This window comes from Nonomuraea sp. NPDC049400 (assembly GCF_044466425.1).
Taxonomy (GTDB): Bacteria; Actinomycetota; Actinomycetes; order Streptosporangiales; family Streptosporangiaceae; genus Nonomuraea.
The window spans coordinates 213,550-231,844 of record NZ_JBITMP010000001.1 but is presented as its reverse complement, the minus strand read 5'-3'; the positions used below and the strand labels follow the sequence as shown (position 1 = coordinate 231,844).

Sequence of the window (18,295 nt, the reverse complement as noted above, 5' to 3'; positions counted from 1 at the left end):
TCCGGCCTAGGTCATTCTGCGCGCTGGCGCCGGGCGCGATCCCGGCCAGGAGCACCGCGGCTGCCATGGCCGAGAAAAACCGTCCTGACCCGCGTAGGAGAGCGTCGGCCACGGCCGAGCTGCCCGACCTGGCCACCATGGGTCGAGCCGTCCGGGGAGAAATCGGCAAGACTGCGGATCGGGTGGTTGTCATACCGCCGCGCGTCGGCGGGTGTTCAACGAGTGGCCGTTGATGAATGTCACGTCGGCGCCCCTGCTGCGCTGACGGTGCGCGTTCAGGCGATGTGGGTGTCGTACTCCTCGCGATTGGCGAGTACCTCGTCCATGTGCGCCTCGGCCCACACCTTGATGCCGCGCATCAGGTGGTGGAGCGAGAGACCGAGGCCGGTCAGCTCGTACGTGACCGTGACCGGCACCGTCGGCGTCACGGTGCGGGTGACCAGCCCGTCGCGCTCGAGGGAGCGCAGCGTCTGGGTGAGCATCTTCTGGCTGACCCCGGCCAGCCTGCGGGACAGCTCGGAGTAACGCATCGACCGCGACTCGCCGGCGCAGTCGCCTCCGGGTTGGTGCGGGCCGTCGCCGCCGAGCGCGGCCAGGATCAGCGCTACCCACTTGTCGGAGATCCGGTCGAGCAACTGGCGGCTTGGGCAGCTCGCCAGGAACGCGTCGTAGTCCCCCTTCGCTTGTGCCCGCTTCTGGGCCGCCGTCCTCGTTGGCATCGACCGCTCCTTCCTACCGGGCGGCTAGTTACGCACTTCCAGGTGCGTACTTCCCACTGGAGAGCTACCTGCCCATAGTGAAGCAGGTCAACCGTCGAACACAAGCCACGAGCCAACACATCCCCATAGCAACGAATGGAGCAAGCATGATCTGGACAGCCGGCTTCCGCACCGCAGTGATCAGTCCCTACGAGCAGATCCAGCTCACCGAACCGCGCGGCTTCGCCGATCAGACGGTGCGTCAGGTGCTCCACATGGCCGGCGGCGGAGAACGCCTCCGGGTACGCCTGACGAACCGTTACGGCCGCACCCCCTGGACCATCGCCGCCGGGAGGGCCGCCACCGAGCACGGGCAGGCCGCCCTCACCTTCGACGGTGCCGAGAGGCTCACCATCCCGCCGGGAGAAGAGGCCGCCAGCGACCCGATCGATCTGCCCGTCGCCCCCGGCGCCGACCTACACCTCAGCCTCTATCTCCCTGAGGAGACAGGCCTGGCCACCTATTCCCACAGGCCCATGGAGACCGCTCACGTAGTCGGCGGCAACCACCTCACGTCTCCCGCACTCCCTGATGCTGAGCAGGTAGAAGGCAGGTTCTACGTCTCGGGCGTCGACGTGCTCGCCCCGGACGACACCGCGATCGCCGTGGCGTTCGGCGACTCCTGGTTCGAAGGGGTCGGCTCCACGACCGGCGCGAACAACCGCTCCGTGGACTTCCTCAACCGGCGCCTCAAGCGGGGATGGGTCGTCAACCAGGGCATCGCCGGAAACCGCCTACTGCGTGACGAGGTCGGCGAGCACGCGCTCGCGCGCTTCGACCACGATGTTCTCTCGATTCCCGGCCTGACCCACGTCCTGGTGCACTTCGGCATAAACGACCTCGGCCTTCCCGGCATGTCCGGCGAGCCTCCCGCCACCTCCGGCGCCCTCATCGAGGGTTTCAAGGCCCTGGCCCACCGCGCCCACCAGGCCGACCTGAAGATCCTCGCCGCCACCATCGGCCCCTTCGCGGGCGCCGTCTACCCCGGGATCAGTACCCCCGAGGGCCTCGCCGCCCGACGCGAGGTGAACGACTGGATCCGTACCACCGACACTTTCGACGCCGTCTTTGACGTGGCCCGAGCTGTCGAGAACCCCGAAGCCCCCGACTACATCGACCCCGCCCTCGACAGCGGCGACGGCATGCACCTCAACGACAAAGGCGCCGAAGCCATGGCCAACGCCGTAGACCTGGAAACCCTCGCCCTCTAGAAACCTCCTCCTTATTGTGACGGGCCCGAACGGCCGGGCTCCGAGTGCCCACCCCGCCAACGGTGTCCCCGTACGTCGCATCGACCCAGCTGAGCAGCCACGGTTCGAAGAGATCCACGCCGGCCTCCACGACCGGCTTCGAGAGGCGAAGGAGCAGGGCTGACTCCTCGCCTGGGCGCAGGGTCAAGAGCTGGGCGAAAGCGTCTTGGCAGGCGACCGAGCGGAGCGAGGACGGCCTACGGGGTGGCGACTATGGTTTCCACGCCGCTCGCGGTGAAGGGGGCCAGGGACTCCGGGGTGGCGGCGGCGTCCGTCACCAGGGTCCAGGTGTCCGGCATGCGGGCCCAGGCGTGGAACGGGCGGCGGCCCAGTTTCGCGGCGTGGACCAGCAGGTAGACGTGGCGGGAGCGGGCCATCATCAGCTCCTTCAAACGGGTCTGCTGCAGGCTCGCCTCGCAGATGCCGTCCTCCGCCGTCACCCCGTCCGCGCCCAGGAAGACCCGGTCGAACGTCATCCTGCTCAGCGCCGCCTCCGCCAGCGGGCCGATGAAGCCCTGGCTCACGTGGCGCAGCGTGCCGCCCAGGCACTCGACGTGGACGCCCGTCGCCCCCGCCAGCTCCTGGAGGGCGTTCAGTCCCGTCGTGGCCACCGTCAGGTCCACGGCTTGGCGCAGCTCGTGGGCCAGGGCGCCCGTGGTGGAGCCGGCGTCCAGGAGGATCGTCTCGCCGGGGCGGATCTGGGCGGCGGCCCAGACCGCTATGGCGCGTTTCGCCTCGAATGCCTCGCCTATGCGTTGCCGGAGCGAGGCCTCGGGGTGGGTGACCACGGCCATGGCGCCGCCGTACGTGCGGGCCAGCAGGCCCGCGGCCTTGAGGTGGGCCAGGTCGCGGCGGATGGTGGAGGCCGTCACGCCCAGCTGGGCCGACAGCTCCTCGACGCTGGCCAGGCCGGTGGTGGTGGCCAGGCGGACGATCTCGTCCCGGCGAACCTGCGCTGCGCGGCCCATCGACGGTCCCTTCCCCTCACAGGCCCTGCGCGGACGACAGCTCAGCCGCCTGGCGGAGGGCTTCGATCATGCTACCGGCGTCCGCCACGCCCCTCCCCGCGATGTCGAACGCGGTGCCGTGGTCCACGGAGGTCCTGATCACGGGCAGGCCGACCGTGATGTTGACGCCTGCCTCCAGCCCCAGGATCTTCACCGGGCCGTGGCCCTGGTCGTGGTACATCGCGACGATCAGGTCGTAGTCGCCGCGGCCCGCCAGGAAGAACGCGGTGTCGGCGGGCAGCGGGCCGTGGACGTCCATGCCCTCGGCCTGGAGGCGCTCGATCGCGGGCACGATCTTCTCCTCCTCCTCGCCGTACCCGAACAGGCCGTTCTCTCCCGCGTGCGGGTTGATGCCGCAGACGCCGATCTTGGGGCGGGCGACGCCGGAGCCGCGCATGGCCGCCTCGCCCCGCCGGATGGTCCGCTCCACCAGGCCGGGCTCGATCCGGGCGACCGCGTCGATCAGGCCGATGTGGGTGGTGACGTGGATGACCTTGACCTTGGCGGTGGAGAGCATCATCGACACCTCCTCGGTGCCCGTGAGGTGGGCGAGCAGCTCGGTGTGGCCGGGGTAGACGTGCCCGGCCGCGTGCAGGGCCTCCTTGTTCAGCGGGGCCGTGCAGATCGCCCGCACCTCGCCGGACATCGCCAGCTCGCCGGCCAGCCGTACGTACTCGTAGGCCGCGTGGCCCGCGACCGGCGACACCTGGCCCCACGGCAGGTCGTCGGGGAGCAGGCCGGGGTCCATGACGTTGATGCGCCCCGCCCGGAACTCCGCGTCCCCGACCCCGGACACGGTGACCACCTCCGGTCGCACACCGATGAAGCCGGCGGCCTTACGCAGGCGTCCGGCGTCGCCGATGACCACGGGGCGGCAGAACGTGGCGGTCTCCGGGGCCAGGAGCGCGCCGACGATCACCTCCGGCCCCACGCCGGCGCCGTCTCCCATGGTGAGGGCGATGAGAGGGGTACTGCTCATGTCAGCCAATGTCAGCCTTTCGAGTCCGAGAGGTGGGCGGCCATGCGAAGGAGGCTGTCGGCATCCCCGAAGCTGCCCGGTCTGGTGACCACGGAGTGACCTTGAGGGGTGCGGCTGTGGACGGCGCCGTGGTGGACCTGGTCCAAAGGGATCAGCTCGCGCACGCCCAGCGCGTCCAGGACCTTCCTGGCGGTCTCCCCGCCGGTCAGGACCAGGTCGGCCGGGAGCCCGCCGAGCGCCTCGCGCACGATCTCGCCGAGTGTGCGGGTGAGGGTGGGTGGGGCCGGTCCTCGTACGGTCAGCACAGCCGGTCCGGCGGCCAGAGCGTCTCGTACGAGTCTCGCGGCAGTGGGGGGCGCGGGTCCCGTGGCGCCGAGGTCCTCCGCGTCGAGCGCGACGTTGCTGAAGCCGTGTCCGATCAGTGATCCGACCTGCTCGGCCGCCCCCGGCTCCGCCGTGCCCACCACTACCAGCAGCCGGCCGTTCCCGCGCGGCGCCGCACAACGACCGGGATTCCCGCCGAGAGCGGGGCCGAGGGCCGTGGCGAGGCCACCGGAGCCGACCAGGCGCGTACGAGGGGAGCACCTGAGCGCGGCCGCCACGATGGCGTCCAGGTCTGCGTCCGTCTCCGCGTCGCAGACGGCCACCTGCCCGGCGGCCGCGACCTCCGCAAGGTCGGCGCCCGGGGGCGCATGAACCCACGGGACATCACCCAGCGCCTCGGCCACAGAAGCGGGCGCGGGGCGAGGTTCGGCCCGCCATGCGCGCGTTTCGCGCAGCGGCACCCCCTCTATGTACGGCACCCCGCCCACGACCGTGCGACCGGCCGATGGCAGGGCCGGAGCGAACACGACCGGAGCGTCCAGGCAGGCGGCTACCGTGGCGGCGACGTCGCCGCGCAGCAGGGAGTCGACCTTGACGAACACCCGCCGGTCGCCCGAATGCAGCAGCGCCTCCCGTACCAGGTCATAGGCGCGCGGATGGTGCCGGCAGTCCAGGTCCGCGACGAACACCGGAGCGTCACCCTCCGGCACCCCCGACAGCGCGATCCGCGCGGGGCGGGCGGGGGACATGAGTGCCGCCGCCGTCTCCGCCGCACCGGTCAGGTCATCGGCCAGGGCGAACATGCGGCCCATGCCCCACTCCCAGCTGCGTGAATCACGCGGCGAGTATTGCACGAAACGCGCACGCTATGCCACAGTTGCCGGCAAGTGACGCGGAGGTTTCCCGCACCCTCTCCTGAACGACGCGCGCCGCGGCGACCCGGCGCACGCCGTACTCGCGGCAGCGAATGGAGCCGATCGATGACCCCAGAACCGGTGCTCGGCACCATGACGTTCGGCGACACCGTGGACGCGAGGACGGCCGGGCGGATGCTCGACCACGCGCTCGACGCCGGGGTCACCGGCGTGGACACGGCCAACGGCTACGCGGGCGGAGCCGCGGAGGAGATCCTGGGCGAACTGCTGCGGGGCCGCCGGGACCGTGTCGTGCTGGCCACCAAGGCGGGTATCCCTCATCCGGACGCCGGCGATCACGCGCCCCTGTCTCCCGCCGGGCTGCGGGCCAGTCTGGAGGGCAGCCTGCGGCGGCTCAAGATGGAGCACGTGGACCTGTTCTACCTGCACCAGCCCGACCGGGCCACGCCGCTGGACGACACCCTGGCCACCGTCGCCGAGCTGATCGCCGAGGGCAAGATCGGCAGCCTGGGCGTGTCCAACTACGCCGCCTGGCAGATCGCCGGGATCAGCCCTCTCCCGGTCGTCGCCCAGCAGCTGTACAACCTGCTGGCCAGGCGGATCGAGGACGAGTACGCCGAGTTCGCCCTCACCGGCGGCCTGCGCACGATGGTCTACAACCCACTCGGCGGCGGCCTGCTGACCGGCCGGCACCGGTTCGACCAGGCTCCGGGGACGGGCCGCTTCGGGGACTCGCGGGTGGCGGCGATGTACCGGCAGCGGTACTGGGACGCGGACCTGTTCAAGGCGGTCGAGGCGCTCCAGGCGATCGCCGGGGATGCCGGGCTGCCGCCCGCCGAGCTGTCGCTGCGCTGGCTGGCCGGCAAGCCGGTGGTGAGCGCGGTGCTGCTCGGCGCCTCCAGCGTCGACCACCTGCGGGCCAACCTCGCCGCGCTCGCCGCGGGACCCCTGCCCGCCGACGTGGCCGCCGCCTGCGACGCGCTGGGCGACACCCTCCGGGGCCCGATGCCCGCCTACAACCGATAAGGAGCACTCATGACCGCGGCCGAGCTGGCCAGAAAGATCCGCGACCGGGAACAGTGCGTCGGCTACTGGGTGGTGCTCGACGCCCCTGTCGCCACCGAACGCCTGGCCAGGCTGGGCTACGACTACGTCGCGCTGGACGCACAGCACGGGCTGATCGGCAACGCGGGGCTGCTGTCCAACCTCATGGCCATCGACGCGGGCGGCCGCTCGGTCGGCCTGGTGCGCGTCGAGTCCGGCGAACCGGCGGCCATCGGCCGGGCGCTCGACTTCGGCGCGGGCGGCGTGATCGTACCGCTGGTGGACACCGCCGAGGACGCCGCCCGCGCCGTGTCCGCCGCCCGTTACCCCGCCAAGGGCCGCCGCTCGTACGGTCCCATGCGCTCCATGCTCAGGATCGGCCCCACCCCGGCGGAGGCCGACGAGAGCGTGCTGGTCCTGGCCATGATCGAGACGCCGGACGGGCTGGCCGACATCGAGGCGATCTGCGCCACGCCGGGTCTGGACGGCGTGTACGTGGGCCCGTCCGACCTGTGCCTGGCCGTGGGCGGCAGGTTCCCGAACGACCCCGAGGTCGCCGATGTGTTCGAGGCCGCGCTGGTGAAGGTCAGCACGGCCGCCAGGGACGCCGGGGTCGCGGCCGGGATCCACAACCCCTCGGGCGAGCTGGCCGCCCGCCGCCTGGCCGAGGGCTTCACGTTCGCCACCGTCGCCTCCGACCTCGTCCATCTCGAGCAGGCCGCGGCCGCGCAGCTGAAGGCCGCGAGGGGCGAATGAGGATCCTCCTCACAACGCCCACGTTCGCCAAGCACGGCGTCGGCGTGGACACCATCGACGTCGAGGCGGCCAGGGCGCGCGGCATCCCGGTGGTGTACGCGCCGGGCAGCAACTCCAGGGCCGTGGCCGAGCTGGCCTTCGCTCCCCTGCTGGCCGCCGCCAGGAAGATCACCCAGTCGGACGCGGCCATCCGCGCGGGCGGCTGGCCCAGCCTCTTCGGCCCGGAGCCGGCCGGGAAAACCCTCGCGATCATCGGCTACGGCCGCATCGGCCGCCCGGTCGCCGGCCATCATGGTGCAGACCGGGGCGCTGGGCTCGGGCGTCTCCTGCTCGCCTGAACCCGTTCTGACCCGTACCCGGGTCAGGGCCAGGTCTTCGCCTCCGCCTCGAACCGGTCGCTCTCCACGGGCAGCACGCAGAGCAGGTGCCCGCCGGGCGCCCGCAGGATGCGGCACTCCTGCCACCGCGTCACCTCCGTCGCCCCGAGCGCCAGCAGCCGCCGCGTCTCGGCTTCGACGTCGTCCGTCTCGATGTCGATGTGGAACCTGGGCGCGTCGTCCACCGCCTGCACCGCCACGGCGAGGCCGGGAACGGCCCCGTGCAGAGAGGTGAACTGCTCGTATCCGGGGAGCGGGCTCGCGGTGGCCCCGAGCGCCCCCGACCAGAACGCCGCCGCCTGCTCGGCCTCTGACGCGGGGGTGTCGACGAGAAGGGCGTAGACCCGGCTGCGGTGCATGCCGATCACCCTAGCGGCCGGCCCGATGCGATGTCGCCTTGTGCGAAGTTTCGACTGCGCTGCGTGCATACACCGATTCGGTACGGGTAGCGCCGTTGCATTGACTCCTCGAAGGAGGAAACCGTGGATATCAACCTAGGCCAAGGCCTTTCAGACGCCTGGCGGGCGATCGCGACGTTCGTACCAAGGCTGATCGCGATGCTGGTGATTCTCTTCATCGGCTATCTCGTGGCCAAGGCACTGGAGAAGATCGTCAACAAGATACTCGAACGCGTCGGCTTCGACCGGGCGGTGGAGCGCAGCGGCGTGCAGCGGTGGCTGGAGCGGAGCAAGTACGACGCCAGCAGCCTGCTCGCGAAGATCGTCTTCTACGCGATCCTGCTGGTCACGCTGCAGCTGGCCTTCAGCGTGTACGGGCCCAACCCGATCTCGTCGATGCTGAACGGCGTGGTCGCCTGGCTGCCCATGGCACTGGTGGCCATCGTGATCATCGTGGTCGCGGGTGCGGTGGCCAAGGCCGTCAGGGACATCGTCGAAGGCATGCTCGGCGGGCTCTCGTACGGCCGCTGGCTGGCGACGGCCGCTGCGGTCTTCATCTGGGCACTGGGCATCATCGCGGCGCTCAACCAGATCGGCGTGGCGACCACCGTCACGACTCCGGTGCTGGTCACGGTGCTCGCCACCCTCGGCGCGATCGCGGCGATCGGCTTCGGCGGCGGGCTCGTCCGGCCGATGCAGCAGCGCTGGGAGCGCTGGCTGGGCCGCATCGAGCAGGAGGCGCCGCAGGCGAGGGCGCACGCCGAGGCGTACCAGAGGGGCCGCGAGGACGCCCGGGCGATGGCGGCGGAGGAGACCACCCCCATCCGCACGGGCCCGGCGACCCCGCCGCGCACGGACATGCCGCCGCGCTCAGACATGCCTCCGCGCACGGACATGCCGCCGCGCTCGGAGATGCCTCCGGATTGACCGCGCCCGGCGGGCGTCACGTTCGGGCACGGCGTCCGCCGCACGGCGTGGCCCTGTCCGCCGGCCACCCGCCGCGTGGGGCGGTACGCCGGCGTCTCCGCACGCCCGGGGCGCAGGCGCAAGCCCCGATGCCCGATGGCGCAGTCGCAGACGCAGCGCCGGTGCCTGATGAGAGAGCAGGCGCCGGTGCCAAGTGAAGGTGCCGGTGCCAACGCCGAAGCCGGGTGAGGGCCGGTGCCAGGGCCGCTGCCGTGCCAGCGCCGGGTGAGGGTGCGAGGGGCGGGGTGGGTCAGGCGGGGAGGCCGTCTTCCAGGAAGCCCTGTTCGCGGGCCAGCCAGCAGACGGCGGTCAGGCGGAGCGCCGCCGCGTCCGGCTCGCCGGTGAAGACCCAGCCGCGGTGCCGTAGCTCGTCGAGGAAACCGAGCAGGTAGTCGCCCAGCGTCTCCCGGTCGAGCGGGATCGCGTCACGCAGCACCGCCGCGTGCTGGTCGACCGCGGCCACCAGCCCCGGGTCGCGGTCCATCCGGGCGAGCTGTGCGTCGCCCAGCGTGTTCATCAGCCAGCGCAGGGGCGAAAGCGCCCACCCTTCCTCAAAGACCACCAACCAACTGTAAAGCATCTCCCAAGGTCAGCAGCTCTCCGCGTCGATTTCGGCAAGGGTACGGCGGGCCACCGCGAAAGCGGCATTGGCGGCCGGAACCCCGCAGTAGACGGCCGTCTGGAGCAGCACCTCCTTGATCTCGTCCCGCGTGAGCCCGTTCCGTAAGGCCGCGCGGACGTGCATGGCGAGCTCCTCCAGCTGCCCCCGGGCCACGAGCGCGGTGAGCGTGACGCAGCTGCGGGTGCGCCGGTCGAGGCCGGGCCGGTTCCAGATCTCGTTCCAGGCGTAGCGGGTGATCAGCTCCTGGAAGTCGCGGGTGAAGTCCGTGGTGGCGGCGACCGCCCGATCGACGTGTGCGTCCCCGAGGACCTCGCGCCTGGTGCGCATGCCCGCCGCCAGGCCGTCCTCGTCGGGAGTAGGCGCGGACGGTTCGTGGTCGCCCGAGAGATGGCCGGCGATGGCGGTGGTGACCGCCTCGGGGCGTTCCACGTTGGCCAGGTGCGAGGCGCGCGGCACCACGGTCAGGGACGCTCCCGGGATGTGGTCGGCCAGTACGAGCGCCTGGTCGAGCGGCGCGGCAGGGTCCTGCGAGCCCGCGATGACCAGCGTGGGCGCGGTGATCTCCGCCAGGCGGGGCGTCAGGTCGAGGGCGGCGATGGCCTCGCAGCAGGCGGCGTACGACTTGGCGTCCACCTCCACCAGCTGGTCGAAGACCCACTGGCCGTCGTAGCCGGGCGTGAACCAGCGGGACTTCAGCGTCGGGACGAGCGCCGCCAGCCCCTTGCCGCGCACCAGCGCAGCCCGCCCCAGCCACGGCCCCGGCTCGCCGAACCTGGCCGAGGTGCAGCACAGCACCAGTTTGCGCACCCGGTGCCGCTCCCGGGCCGCGATGGTCGTGGCGATCGCGCCGCCGAGCGAGATGCCGCCGACCGCGAACTGCTCGGTCTCGACGAGATCCAGCACGGCCCGCGCCAGGTCGTCGATCGTGAACCCGGCCGCCGCAGGTGGCGAGCCGCCGTGGCCCGGCAGGTCGTACCTGAGGACCCGCCAGGAGCCGGTGAGCGCGGACAGCTGGGGCTGCCAGATCTCCATCGTGGTCCCCAGCGAGGGCCCGAGCACCAGCAGCGGCGCGCCGGACGGGCCGTCGACGCGGTGGTGGAGTTTCACGGTTGCTCCCGATAGGTGGCGAGAATGCGGTCAACCAGCTCGGCAGCCGCCCCCAGGTACGCCTCTGGATCGAGCAGCTCATCGGGGACATCGAGCCGCGAACCCTCCGCGGCCAGCGCCTGCTTCAGCGCCTTCTGGCCGAGGTGGGCGGCGAGGCGTTCGGCCAGCAGACGGCCCCCGGTCAGCTCGGCGTTGGCACGCATCCGGTCGGGGAACACCCGCAGCCCGGCCACCAGCTCCGCAGCGGTCTCGGCCGCGCCGCCGGTGAGCCGGAGCGCCTCGCGCAGCGGCAGCCACTCCGCCTGCCAGGCCCCCGCGGCTCGCTCGTGCTCGCCGGCCTGCCCGAGCACCTGCGTGTACGCGGGCACCTGGAGCGCGGCCGACCGCACCAGAACGGACAGCGCGGGGTTGCGCTTCTGCGGCATGGCCGACGAGCCGCCGGTGGAGGACTCGGCCACCTCCCCGACCTCGGTCTGCGCCATGAGGACGATGTCGGTGGCCGGCTTGCCGAGCGCCCCGGCGGTGCCGGCGAGCGCGGCGCCCAGCTCGGTGACGGCGGAGCGCTCCGCGTGCCACGGCGCCGCGGGCGCCGCCAGCCCGATCTCCTCGGCGAACACCTCGACCAGCATCAGCGCGGTGACCGGACCGGCGCCCGCCCGCTCGGCGAAGGCGGCCAGGGTGCCGGCCGCGCCGCCCAGCTGGGCCGGCAGGCGTAGCTCGCGGAGCCGGGCGCGGGCGCGCAGGAGACCGGACAGCCACCCGGCCGCCTTCAGCCCGAACGTGGTCGGCACCGCCTGCTGCCCCAGCGTGCGCGCGGCCATCACCGTGCCCTTGTGCCGCTCGGCCAGCTCGCACAGATCCCGCATGATCGCGCTCAGATCGCCCACGATGGCGCGTACCGCCCGCGTGGCCACGAGCATGGCCGCGCTGTCCAGGATGTCCTGGCTGGTCGCCCCCAGGTGCGCGTACGAGGCCGCGCCCGGCACGGCCCGCCGCAGGTCCGAGACCAGCGGCACGACGGGGTTGGCCGACTGGCGGGCGCGTCTGGCCAGGTCGGCGGGGTCGAGGACGAGCGCGGCGGCCGTCCTGTCGATGGCCGCGGCCGCCTCGGCGGGGATGAGCTCCAGTCGCGCCTGCGCGCGGGCGAGCGCCGCCTCGGCCTCCAGCATGGCCCGCAGCCAGGCCGCGTCCGAGGTGATCTCCTCCGCTCGGGTGCCCGCCCAGACCGGGGCGAGCAGGCCGCCGTCAGCACTCAATGAAGCCTCCGACCCTGATGTATCACGGCAGCCCCACGTAGTTCTCCGCCAGGGTGGTCGCCGCCGCCTCCGAGGAGGTCACGTAGTCCAGGTGGGAGAGCTGCAGCCGCCGCCCGTACGGATCATCGTCCTCGAACGTGTGCAGCAGCGTCGTCATCCACCACGAGAAGTGCTGCGCCCGCCACACCCGCTTCAGGCACGCGGCGGAGTAGCCGTCGAGCAGCTCGGTCGAGCCGTCCGCGAAGTACGCGGCCAGCGCCTCGGTCAGCACGCGGACGTCCGCCACGGCCAGGTTGAGCCCCTTGGCGCCGGTCGGCGGCACGATGTGAGCGGCGTCCCCGGCCAGGTAGAGCCGCCCGTACTGCATGGGCTCGGCCACGAACGCCCGCATCGGCGTGACGCCCTTCTCCATGATCTCGCCGGTCGTCAGCGCGAAGCCGGGCACGCTCTCCAGCCGCGCCTTCAGCTCGGCCCAGATCCGCTCGTCCGGCCAGTGCTCGGCCTTCGTATCGGCCGGGACCTGCAGGTAGAAGCGGCTGACGGTGGGCGAGCGCATGCTGTGCAGCGCGAAGCCGCGCTCGGTCCTGGTGTAGACGAGCTCCTCCGAGGAGGGCGCCACCCTGGCCAAAATGCCCAGCCAGGCGAAGGGATAGTCCCGCTCGTAGACGCTCAGGACGCCCTCGGGGATGGCCGGTCTGGACACGCCGTGGAAGCCGTCGCACCCGGCGATCACGTCGCAGTCGAGCCGCTCGCCGCCGAACGTCAGGTACGGATCCGACTCCAGCGAGTGCAGGGCCACGTCCTCGACCTCGAACCGCACGTCGCCGCCCGCCGCGAGCCTGGCCGCGATCAGGTCCTTGACCACTTCCTGCTGGCCGTACACGGTGATGGACCGGCCCGGCACGAGCTTCTCGAACGCGACGCGGTGGCCCGCGCCGCCGTACCTCAGCTCGATGCCGTGGTGCGGCAGCCCCTCGCGCAGCAGGCGCTCACCGACGCCCGCCTCGACCAGCGTGTCCACCGTGCCCTGCTCCAGCACCCCGGCCCGCACCCGCCGCTCGACGTAGTCGCGGCTGCGCTGCTCCAGCACGACGGAGGAGATGCCGCACAGGTGGAGCAGATGGGACAGGAGCAGTCCTGCGGGGCCTGCCCCGATGATCCCGACCTGAGTTCGCATGAGGGAAGCATCCTGCCTCGACCGTGATTTGGCCGAGGTCATCCTTCCACTCAGTGGAAGAATGGCCGCATGGCAGGCGGATCACGGGAGCCGGGGCGTTCGGTGACGTCCAAGGTGCTGGCCGTCCTGGGCGCGTTCGGCCCGGCGCATCCGCAGCTCACGCTGACCGAGCTGGCCAGGCGCAGCGGGCTGCCGCTGAGCACGGCGCACCGGCTGGTCGCCGAGCTGGAGGAGTGGCAGGCGCTGAGCCGCGCGCCCGACGGGCGGCTACGGGTGGGGCTGCGGCTGTGGGAGCTGGGCCAGCTCGCGCCCGGCCCGCTCCACGACCTGGCGCATCCGTGGCTGCAGGAGCTGTTCGCGAGCACGGGCGAGAACGTGCACCTGGCCGTGCGCGACGGGCTCGAGGTGCTGTACGTGGACAAGGTGTACGGCAGGCGGGCGGTGCCCATCGTCTCCAGGACCGGCGGCCGGCTGCCGATGCACCCGACGGGCGTGGGCAAGGCGCTGCTGGCGTACGAGCCGGACTGGTTCGTGAAGTCCTATCTCGCGCGCAAGCTCGAACGTCCGACCCCGCACACGATCACCGAGCCGGGGCGGTTGGCCAGGGAGCTGGTGGCGGTACGGGCCCAGGGATACGCGCTGACGTACGAGGAGATGACCCTGGGCACGTGCTCGGCGGCGGCGCCGATCCTGGTGGAAGGGCGGCCCGTGGCGGCCGTGGGCATCGTGGTGGCCTCCCGGCGCGCCCGCGAGCTGCCCCGCCTGATCGATCCGCTGCTGAACGCCGCGGCGGGGATCGCGAAAGCTACTCCCCCATCTTCTGGATCCGGTCCTTGAACAGGGTGGTGGCGATGGCGGCCTTGTGCGGCTGCCCCTTGAGGAAGGCCTGCGCGAAGTTCTTCGCCTGCTCGTAGGAGACCTTGCCGGGCATGGGCGGCTCGTTCGGGTTGACGTCCACGTCCACCAGCGCCGGGCCGTCATGCGCGAGCGCCTGCCCGATCGTCAGGGCCACGTCCTCCGGCTTGGTGACCTTGGCCCCGAACCCGCCGCACGACCGGGCCCAGGACGAGAAGTCGGCCTCGGGCTCGGGATAGCGCACGCCGTGCTCGGGGAAGCCGAGCACCATCTGCTCCCACAGGATCTGGCCGAGCGAGTTGTTGTTGTTGATGATCACCTTGATCGGCAGCCGGTGCTGGATGGCCGTCAGGAACTCGGCCATCAGCATGGAGAAGCCGCCGTCGCCGACGTACGCGATGACCTGCCGGCCCGGGAAGGCGTGCTGCATGGCGATGGCGTACGGCAGTCCCGGCGCCATCGTGGCGAGCGTCCCCGACAGGTAGAACCGGCGCTCGCCCCGGATCGTCCAGTGCCTGGCCGCCCAGGTGGCGACGGTGCCGCTGTCGCAGGTCAGGATGGCGTCGTCGCGGGCGAGCTCGTCCACGACGGACATGACGTACTGCGGCGCGATGGGATCCCGGTCCGGATTCTCCAGAGCGTCCATCTCGGCCCGCCACTTGCCCATCATCGTCTGATATTTCGAGAGATGAGCGCCTCGGTCCCGGTAGGCCAGCAGCGGCAGCAGGGCCTGCAGCCCTTCCTTCGCGTCGCACACCACGGGCACGTCGGTCGCGATCCGGGCCCCCGCCCTGGTCGGTTCCGCCTCGAACTGCACCACCCGCGCCGTCTCCGGGAGGAACTTCGTGTAGGGGAAGTTCGTCCCCACCATGAACAGCACGTCGGTGTCGTCCATCAGCTCCTCGCTCGGCCGGGTGCCGAGCAGCCCGATCCCGCCGGTCGTGTATGGCGAGTCGTCCGGGATGACCGCCTTGCCGGGCAGCGTCTTGACCACGGGCGCCCCGAGCGCCTCGGCCACGGCCAGCACCTCCTGCCTGGCGTGCAGCGCGCCCTGCCCGACGAGCATGGCGGGGCGTTCGGCCTGGTTGAGCACCTCGGCCGCCCGCTGGAGGTCCTCCTGCCGCGGGATGCCCGACGGCTGCAGGTAGACGGGCAGGGTCTGCGGCGCGCGCGCCGGCGCCACGGTCCGGTACGGCTCCGCCTCCGCCTCGGACACCTGGATGTCGTTGGGCACCGTGAGATGGGAGACCCCGCGCCGCGCGTAGGAGGTCCTGATCGCCAGGTCCACCAGCGAGGGCAGCTGCGCCGGGTTGGTGATCATCATGTTGTACTCGGTCACGTCGGCGAAGAGCCGGTCCAGGTGCACTTCCTGCTGGTAGCCGGTGCCCAGCACGGACGTCTCCTGCATGCCCGTGATCGCCAGCACCGGGACGTGATCCAGCTTGGCGTCGTAGAGGCCGTTGAGCAGGTGGATGCCGCCGGGCCCCGAGGTGGCCAGGCACACGCCGATCCGCCCGGTGGCCTTCGCATAGCCGGTGGCCATGAAGGCCGCCGCCTCCTCATGGTGGACGAGGACGAAGCGCACCCGGTCACGGTGGCGCCGCAGCCCCTCCATGATGCCGTTGATGCCGTCGCCCGGCAGGCCGAAGACGGTGTCGACGCCCCACTCGGCGAGCCGTTCTATCAGGGATTCCGCTGCGATTCGAGCCATGCGAGCGGCCCTACCCTGCTCATCCGCTCACAGACGCTTTTACCAGATTCCTTGTCATTTCCTGAGATTTGCGGGTAGGGGGGCGGCATGCGCATTCTGGTCACGGGAGCCACGGGCACGCTTGGTGGCGCGCTGGTGCCCGCTTTGCTCAGAGCGGGCCACCGGGTGCGGGCGCTGAGCCGTACGAAGCGGGAGAACCGCGGGAACGTCGAGTGGATGTGGGGCGACCTCGTCTCCGGCAACGGCCTGGCGGACGCCGTCCGGGACGTCGACGTGATAGCGCACCTGGCCACGGGCGGCCGCAAGGGCCGCGGCGCGGTGGACGTGACCGGGACGCGCAAGCTGATCGCCGCCGCCCGCGAGTCGGGGTACGCGCACCTGCTCTACACCTCGATCGTCGGGGCCGACCGCGTCGCCATCGGCCATCTCAGGCACAAGCTGGAGGCCGAGCGCCTGATCTCGGAGAGCGACCTGGGCTGGACGGTCCTGCGCGCCACCCACTTCCACCAGTCGCTCGACCGGCGGCTCAGCGACTTCGAGTCGCTCCCCGTGCTCACCGTGGACCGCACGGTGCCCTGGCAGCCGGTCCACGCGGGCGAGGTGGCCACCCGCCTCACCGAGCTGATCGCCGCGGGCCCCGCGATGGACGAAGTCGAGTACGGCGGCCCCGAGGTGCTCAGCACGGAGGAACTGGTCAAGGCGTGGCTGCAGGCCAGGAACCTGCACCGCCCCTGCCTGCCCGTCCGCTTCCCCGGCAGCCTGTACGCGGCCCAGCGCGCGGGCGACCTCCTGACGGACGCCGAGCCCAAGGGCCGCATCACCTGGCACGACTACCTCTTCCCGCCGCCGCCCGAGCCTTCGGACGACTTCGCCGCTGAGCACACCGCCTCGCCCACCAGCCCCGCCAACCAGCCGGAGCAGGACCCCGACCTGCACGTCTACGGCGGCGACGAAGGTTACGAGCGCCCGACGCGGGGTTGAGCCTCCCTTTACGCACTCGTTACACATCTCCCCCTTGATGGGGATTCGACTACGTATGTACGGTCCTTTCATTGCCACTTAACAACTTGTTCAGTGCAGCCAATCGAGAGGTTCGATGACGGAGTCGGAGAACACCCGCTTGGGTGCGCGAATCCGGGCCTACCGCAACATGCGCCGCATGACCGTGCGCGCGCTCGCTGCCGAGGCCAAGGCGAGCGCGAGCTTCATCAGCCAGTTGGAGCGCGGGCAGACCAGCTCCAGCATCGGCATGCTCCGGCGGATCGCCTCGGCTCTCGGGCTCACGGTCGCGGATCTGTTCAACGAGGAGGATGAGATCGGCCACCGCGTGGTGCGCCGCGAAGCACGTCCGGAGCTGCAGACAGCCCCCGGCACGCGCAAGTTCCTGATCTCCCAGCGCCCGCTTCAGAACGTGGAGGTGTACGCCGGGGAGTTCGATCCGGGCTCGTCCACCGGGGACGAACCGTATTCCCATGGCGACTCCCAAGAGATCTTCGTGGTACTCCGCGGGCGGGTCACACTCTGGCTCGGCACCAACGACTCCGCCGCCGCACACGTGCTGGAGCCCGGCGACAGCGTGGAGTACCGCACGTCCGTCCCCCATCGGGTCGTCAACGAGAGTGATGAAACCGCCGAGATTCTCTGGATTGTCGCCCCGCCCACCACCAACGCCTGAACCCCACTCATACCTGCCACCAAGGGGGTAACCCATGCCGAAGCATCCGAAGCGACTGGCCACCATGGCCGGTGTCGCGGCTTCGCTCCTGTTCGCGGCGGCCTGCGGGGCCGGCTCGGCGGCGCCTGCCTCGATCGACCTCGGATCGGGGCCCGCCAAGGCGGGCACGGTCAAGAAGGACGCGCTCAGCGGCCTGAACATGACCTTCGTCTCCTACGGAGGCGCCTACCAGGAGGGCCAGCAGAAGGCCGCGGTCGACCCGTTCGCCCAGGAGTCGGGCGCCAAGATCCTCCAGGACGGCCCGACCGACTACGCCAAGATCAAGGCCCAGGTGGACTCCTCCAACGTCACCTGGGACGTGATCGACACCGACTCCATCTGGGCGGACGCTCAGTGCGGCAAGCTCCTCCAGCCGCTCGACTACAAGATCATCGACAAGTCCAAGGTCCCCGACGGCCTGGCCACCGAGTGCAGCGTCCCCGCGATGCAGTACGGCATGGTGCTCGCCTACAACAAGAACAAGTTCGGCTCCAACCCGCCCAAGGGCTGGAAGGACTTCTTCGACACCACGAAGTTCCCCGGCAAGCGCGCGATCTCCGGCAACCCCGGCGACTCGGCGCCCGGCCCGTTCGAGGCCGCGCTGGTCGCCGACGGCGTCGCCCCCGACCAGCTCTACCCGCTGGACGTCGACCGGGCCACCAAGAAGCTGCAGTCGGTCCGCTCCAGCCTGGTCTTCTGGAAGACCGGCGCGGAGGCCCAGCAGCTGCTGGAGTCCGGTGAGGTGGACCTGGCGATGATCTGGAGCGGCCGGGCGTACGCCGCCGCCAAGAACGGCGCGCCGTACCAGGTGTCGTGGGACCAGTGGATGCCGGTCATGGACTCGCTGACCGTGCCGAAGAACGCCAAGAACCCCAAGGCGTCGATGGCGCTGATCAACTACTACCTGGGCGCGCAGCAGCAGGCCAAGCTGACGGAGCTGACCTCGTACTCGCCGATCAACACCGACGCCAAGCCGAACCTCGACCAGCTCGGTCAGTCCTTCCAGACGAACGGTCCTGGAGTGGCGGAGAAGGCGCTCAAGATCGACTCCAAGTGGTGGGCGGAACACCAGCCGGAGATGATCGAGAAGTGGTCGGCCTGGCTCGGCGGCTGATCGCC

Annotated in this window: 19 protein-coding genes; 9 read left to right on the top strand and 10 right to left on the bottom strand. The window is 71.2% G+C overall.

Annotated features, from left to right (window positions below; all coding sequences use genetic code 11):
* Window positions 1-275: 275 nt before the first annotated feature.
* The gene (locus ACIBVN_RS00990) at window positions 276-719 is read right to left on the bottom strand and encodes a winged helix-turn-helix transcriptional regulator (protein WP_397131259.1); all 444 of its coding nucleotides are present in this window, start codon (window positions 717-719) and stop codon (window positions 276-278) included.
* Between the two features lie 146 nt (window positions 720-865).
* On the opposite strand from ACIBVN_RS00990, the gene ACIBVN_RS00985 reads away from it, so the two are divergent.
* On the top strand, window positions 866-1,969 hold the full coding sequence (locus ACIBVN_RS00985; RefSeq protein WP_397131257.1) for a GDSL-type esterase/lipase family protein: 1,104 nt from the start codon (window positions 866-868) through the stop codon (window positions 1,967-1,969).
* Window positions 1,970-2,205: 236 nt separating this feature from the next.
* On the opposite strand, the gene ACIBVN_RS00980 is transcribed toward ACIBVN_RS00985, so the two are convergent.
* Genes ACIBVN_RS00980 through ACIBVN_RS00970 form a run of 3 tightly spaced genes read right to left on the bottom strand, consistent with a single transcriptional unit; the run spans window position 2,206 to window position 5,130 of the window.
* Window positions 2,206-2,976 carry a DeoR/GlpR family DNA-binding transcription regulator gene (locus ACIBVN_RS00980; RefSeq protein WP_397131255.1) on the bottom strand — a complete coding sequence of 257 codons (771 nt, stop codon included), beginning with the start codon at window positions 2,974-2,976 and terminating at the stop codon, window positions 2,206-2,208.
* A gap of 16 nt (window positions 2,977-2,992) precedes the next feature.
* On the bottom strand, window positions 2,993-3,994 hold the full coding sequence (pdxA, locus tag ACIBVN_RS00975) for a 4-hydroxythreonine-4-phosphate dehydrogenase PdxA (RefSeq protein ID WP_397131253.1): 1,002 nt from the start codon (window positions 3,992-3,994) through the stop codon (window positions 2,993-2,995).
* 11 nt (window positions 3,995-4,005) lie between these two features.
* Window positions 4,006-5,130 carry a four-carbon acid sugar kinase family protein gene (locus ACIBVN_RS00970; protein ID WP_397131251.1) on the bottom strand — a complete coding sequence of 375 codons (1,125 nt, stop codon included), beginning with the start codon at window positions 5,128-5,130 and terminating at the stop codon, window positions 4,006-4,008.
* 168 nt (window positions 5,131-5,298) lie between these two features.
* Between ACIBVN_RS00970 and ACIBVN_RS00965 the strand changes: the two genes are divergently transcribed.
* From ACIBVN_RS00965 to ACIBVN_RS00955, 3 genes are read left to right on the top strand one after another with little or no spacing between them, the layout of a single operon-like run.
* Window positions 5,299-6,219: an aldo/keto reductase gene (locus ACIBVN_RS00965; RefSeq protein WP_397131249.1), complete on the top strand. Its 921-nt coding sequence runs from the start codon at window positions 5,299-5,301 to the stop codon at window positions 6,217-6,219.
* Between the two features lie 9 nt (window positions 6,220-6,228).
* Window positions 6,229-6,993, top strand: coding sequence for an HpcH/HpaI aldolase/citrate lyase family protein (locus tag ACIBVN_RS00960; protein WP_397131247.1), 765 nt, complete (start codon window positions 6,229-6,231; stop codon window positions 6,991-6,993).
* Window positions 6,990-7,331 carry an NAD(P)-dependent oxidoreductase gene (locus ACIBVN_RS00955; protein ID WP_397131245.1) on the top strand — a complete coding sequence of 114 codons (342 nt, stop codon included), beginning with the start codon at window positions 6,990-6,992 and terminating at the stop codon, window positions 7,329-7,331. Before ACIBVN_RS00960 ends, ACIBVN_RS00955 begins: the two co-directional genes overlap by 4 nt.
* A gap of 23 nt (window positions 7,332-7,354) precedes the next feature.
* Here ACIBVN_RS00955 and ACIBVN_RS00950 read toward each other — a convergent pair whose 3' ends face one another.
* Window positions 7,355-7,729 (bottom strand): VOC family protein, encoded by a 375-nt coding sequence (locus ACIBVN_RS00950; protein ID WP_397131243.1) that lies wholly within the window; start codon window positions 7,727-7,729, stop codon window positions 7,355-7,357.
* 129 nt (window positions 7,730-7,858) lie between these two features.
* Between ACIBVN_RS00950 and ACIBVN_RS00945 the strand changes: the two genes are divergently transcribed.
* Window positions 7,859-8,695, top strand: a complete 837-nt coding sequence (locus ACIBVN_RS00945; protein ID WP_397131638.1) for a hypothetical protein — start codon at window positions 7,859-7,861, stop codon at window positions 8,693-8,695.
* Window positions 8,696-8,984: 289 nt separating this feature from the next.
* On the opposite strand, the gene ACIBVN_RS00940 is transcribed toward ACIBVN_RS00945, so the two are convergent.
* The 4 genes from ACIBVN_RS00940 to ACIBVN_RS00925 are packed head-to-tail and all read right to left on the bottom strand — an operon-like array spanning window position 8,985 to window position 12,896.
* Window positions 8,985-9,296 (bottom strand): DUF6401 family natural product biosynthesis protein, encoded by a 312-nt coding sequence (locus tag ACIBVN_RS00940; RefSeq protein WP_397131241.1) that lies wholly within the window; start codon window positions 9,294-9,296, stop codon window positions 8,985-8,987.
* A gap of 27 nt (window positions 9,297-9,323) precedes the next feature.
* Window positions 9,324-10,463 (bottom strand): 4-carboxymuconolactone decarboxylase, encoded by a 1,140-nt coding sequence (gene pcaC / locus ACIBVN_RS00935; RefSeq protein ID WP_397131239.1) that lies wholly within the window; start codon window positions 10,461-10,463, stop codon window positions 9,324-9,326.
* The gene (locus tag ACIBVN_RS00930) at window positions 10,460-11,719 is read right to left on the bottom strand and encodes a lyase family protein (protein WP_397131237.1); all 1,260 of its coding nucleotides are present in this window, start codon (window positions 11,717-11,719) and stop codon (window positions 10,460-10,462) included. Before ACIBVN_RS00930 ends, pcaC begins: the two co-directional genes overlap by 4 nt.
* 22 nt (window positions 11,720-11,741) lie before the next feature.
* Complete coding sequence (locus tag ACIBVN_RS00925) at window positions 11,742-12,896, bottom strand: 4-hydroxybenzoate 3-monooxygenase (RefSeq protein ID WP_397131235.1); 1,155 nt, start codon at window positions 12,894-12,896, stop codon at window positions 11,742-11,744.
* A gap of 69 nt (window positions 12,897-12,965) precedes the next feature.
* Between ACIBVN_RS00925 and ACIBVN_RS00920 the strand changes: the two genes are divergently transcribed.
* On the top strand, window positions 12,966-13,733 hold the full coding sequence (locus ACIBVN_RS00920) for an IclR family transcriptional regulator (protein ID WP_397131233.1): 768 nt from the start codon (window positions 12,966-12,968) through the stop codon (window positions 13,731-13,733).
* Here the strand turns inward: ACIBVN_RS00920 and ACIBVN_RS00915 are convergent.
* Window positions 13,702-15,462 carry a thiamine pyrophosphate-dependent enzyme gene (locus tag ACIBVN_RS00915; RefSeq protein WP_397131231.1) on the bottom strand — a complete coding sequence of 587 codons (1,761 nt, stop codon included), beginning with the start codon at window positions 15,460-15,462 and terminating at the stop codon, window positions 13,702-13,704. The genes ACIBVN_RS00920 and ACIBVN_RS00915 overlap by 32 nt on opposite strands.
* 87 nt (window positions 15,463-15,549) lie before the next feature.
* On the opposite strand from ACIBVN_RS00915, the gene ACIBVN_RS00910 reads away from it, so the two are divergent.
* The 3 genes from ACIBVN_RS00910 to ACIBVN_RS00900 all read left to right on the top strand — a co-directional run bounded on the left by ACIBVN_RS00910 (window position 15,550) and on the right by ACIBVN_RS00900 (window position 18,290).
* Window positions 15,550-16,443: an SDR family oxidoreductase gene (locus tag ACIBVN_RS00910; RefSeq protein ID WP_397131229.1), complete on the top strand. Its 894-nt coding sequence runs from the start codon at window positions 15,550-15,552 to the stop codon at window positions 16,441-16,443.
* 115 nt (window positions 16,444-16,558) lie between these two features.
* A complete protein-coding gene (locus ACIBVN_RS00905) occupies window positions 16,559-17,137 on the top strand; it encodes a helix-turn-helix domain-containing protein (protein ID WP_397131227.1) in 579 nt (192 codons plus the stop codon).
* A gap of 34 nt (window positions 17,138-17,171) precedes the next feature.
* The gene (locus ACIBVN_RS00900; RefSeq protein ID WP_397131225.1) at window positions 17,172-18,290 is read left to right on the top strand and encodes an ABC transporter substrate-binding protein; all 1,119 of its coding nucleotides are present in this window, start codon (window positions 17,172-17,174) and stop codon (window positions 18,288-18,290) included.
* The last annotated feature ends 5 nt before the right edge of the window (window positions 18,291-18,295 follow it).

Excerpts from the sequence above, each read along its gene's own strand:
- ACIBVN_RS00990 (WP_397131259.1), bottom strand. The coding sequence starts at position 719 with ATGCCAACGAGGACGGCGGCCCAGAAGCGGGCACAAGCGAAGGGGGAC.
- ACIBVN_RS00985 (WP_397131257.1), top strand. The coding sequence starts at position 866 with ATGATCTGGACAGCCGGCTTCCGCACCGCAGTGATCAGTCCCTACGAG.
- ACIBVN_RS00980 (WP_397131255.1), bottom strand. The coding sequence starts at position 2,976 with ATGGGCCGCGCAGCGCAGGTTCGCCGGGACGAGATCGTCCGCCTGGCC.
- pdxA (WP_397131253.1), bottom strand. The coding sequence starts at position 3,994 with ATGAGCAGTACCCCTCTCATCGCCCTCACCATGGGAGACGGCGCCGGC.
- ACIBVN_RS00970 (WP_397131251.1), bottom strand. The coding sequence starts at position 5,130 with ATGGGCCGCATGTTCGCCCTGGCCGATGACCTGACCGGTGCGGCGGAG.
- ACIBVN_RS00965 (WP_397131249.1), top strand. The coding sequence starts at position 5,299 with ATGACCCCAGAACCGGTGCTCGGCACCATGACGTTCGGCGACACCGTG.
- ACIBVN_RS00960 (WP_397131247.1), top strand. The coding sequence starts at position 6,229 with ATGACCGCGGCCGAGCTGGCCAGAAAGATCCGCGACCGGGAACAGTGC.
- ACIBVN_RS00955 (WP_397131245.1), top strand. The coding sequence starts at position 6,990 with ATGAGGATCCTCCTCACAACGCCCACGTTCGCCAAGCACGGCGTCGGC.
- ACIBVN_RS00950 (WP_397131243.1), bottom strand. The coding sequence starts at position 7,729 with ATGCACCGCAGCCGGGTCTACGCCCTTCTCGTCGACACCCCCGCGTCA.
- ACIBVN_RS00925 (WP_397131235.1), bottom strand. The coding sequence starts at position 12,896 with ATGCGAACTCAGGTCGGGATCATCGGGGCAGGCCCCGCAGGACTGCTC.
- ACIBVN_RS00920 (WP_397131233.1), top strand. The coding sequence starts at position 12,966 with ATGGCAGGCGGATCACGGGAGCCGGGGCGTTCGGTGACGTCCAAGGTG.
- ACIBVN_RS00915 (WP_397131231.1), bottom strand. The coding sequence starts at position 15,462 with ATGGCTCGAATCGCAGCGGAATCCCTGATAGAACGGCTCGCCGAGTGG.
- ACIBVN_RS00910 (WP_397131229.1), top strand. The coding sequence starts at position 15,550 with ATGCGCATTCTGGTCACGGGAGCCACGGGCACGCTTGGTGGCGCGCTG.
- ACIBVN_RS00905 (WP_397131227.1), top strand. The coding sequence starts at position 16,559 with ATGACGGAGTCGGAGAACACCCGCTTGGGTGCGCGAATCCGGGCCTAC.
- ACIBVN_RS00900 (WP_397131225.1), top strand. The coding sequence starts at position 17,172 with ATGCCGAAGCATCCGAAGCGACTGGCCACCATGGCCGGTGTCGCGGCT.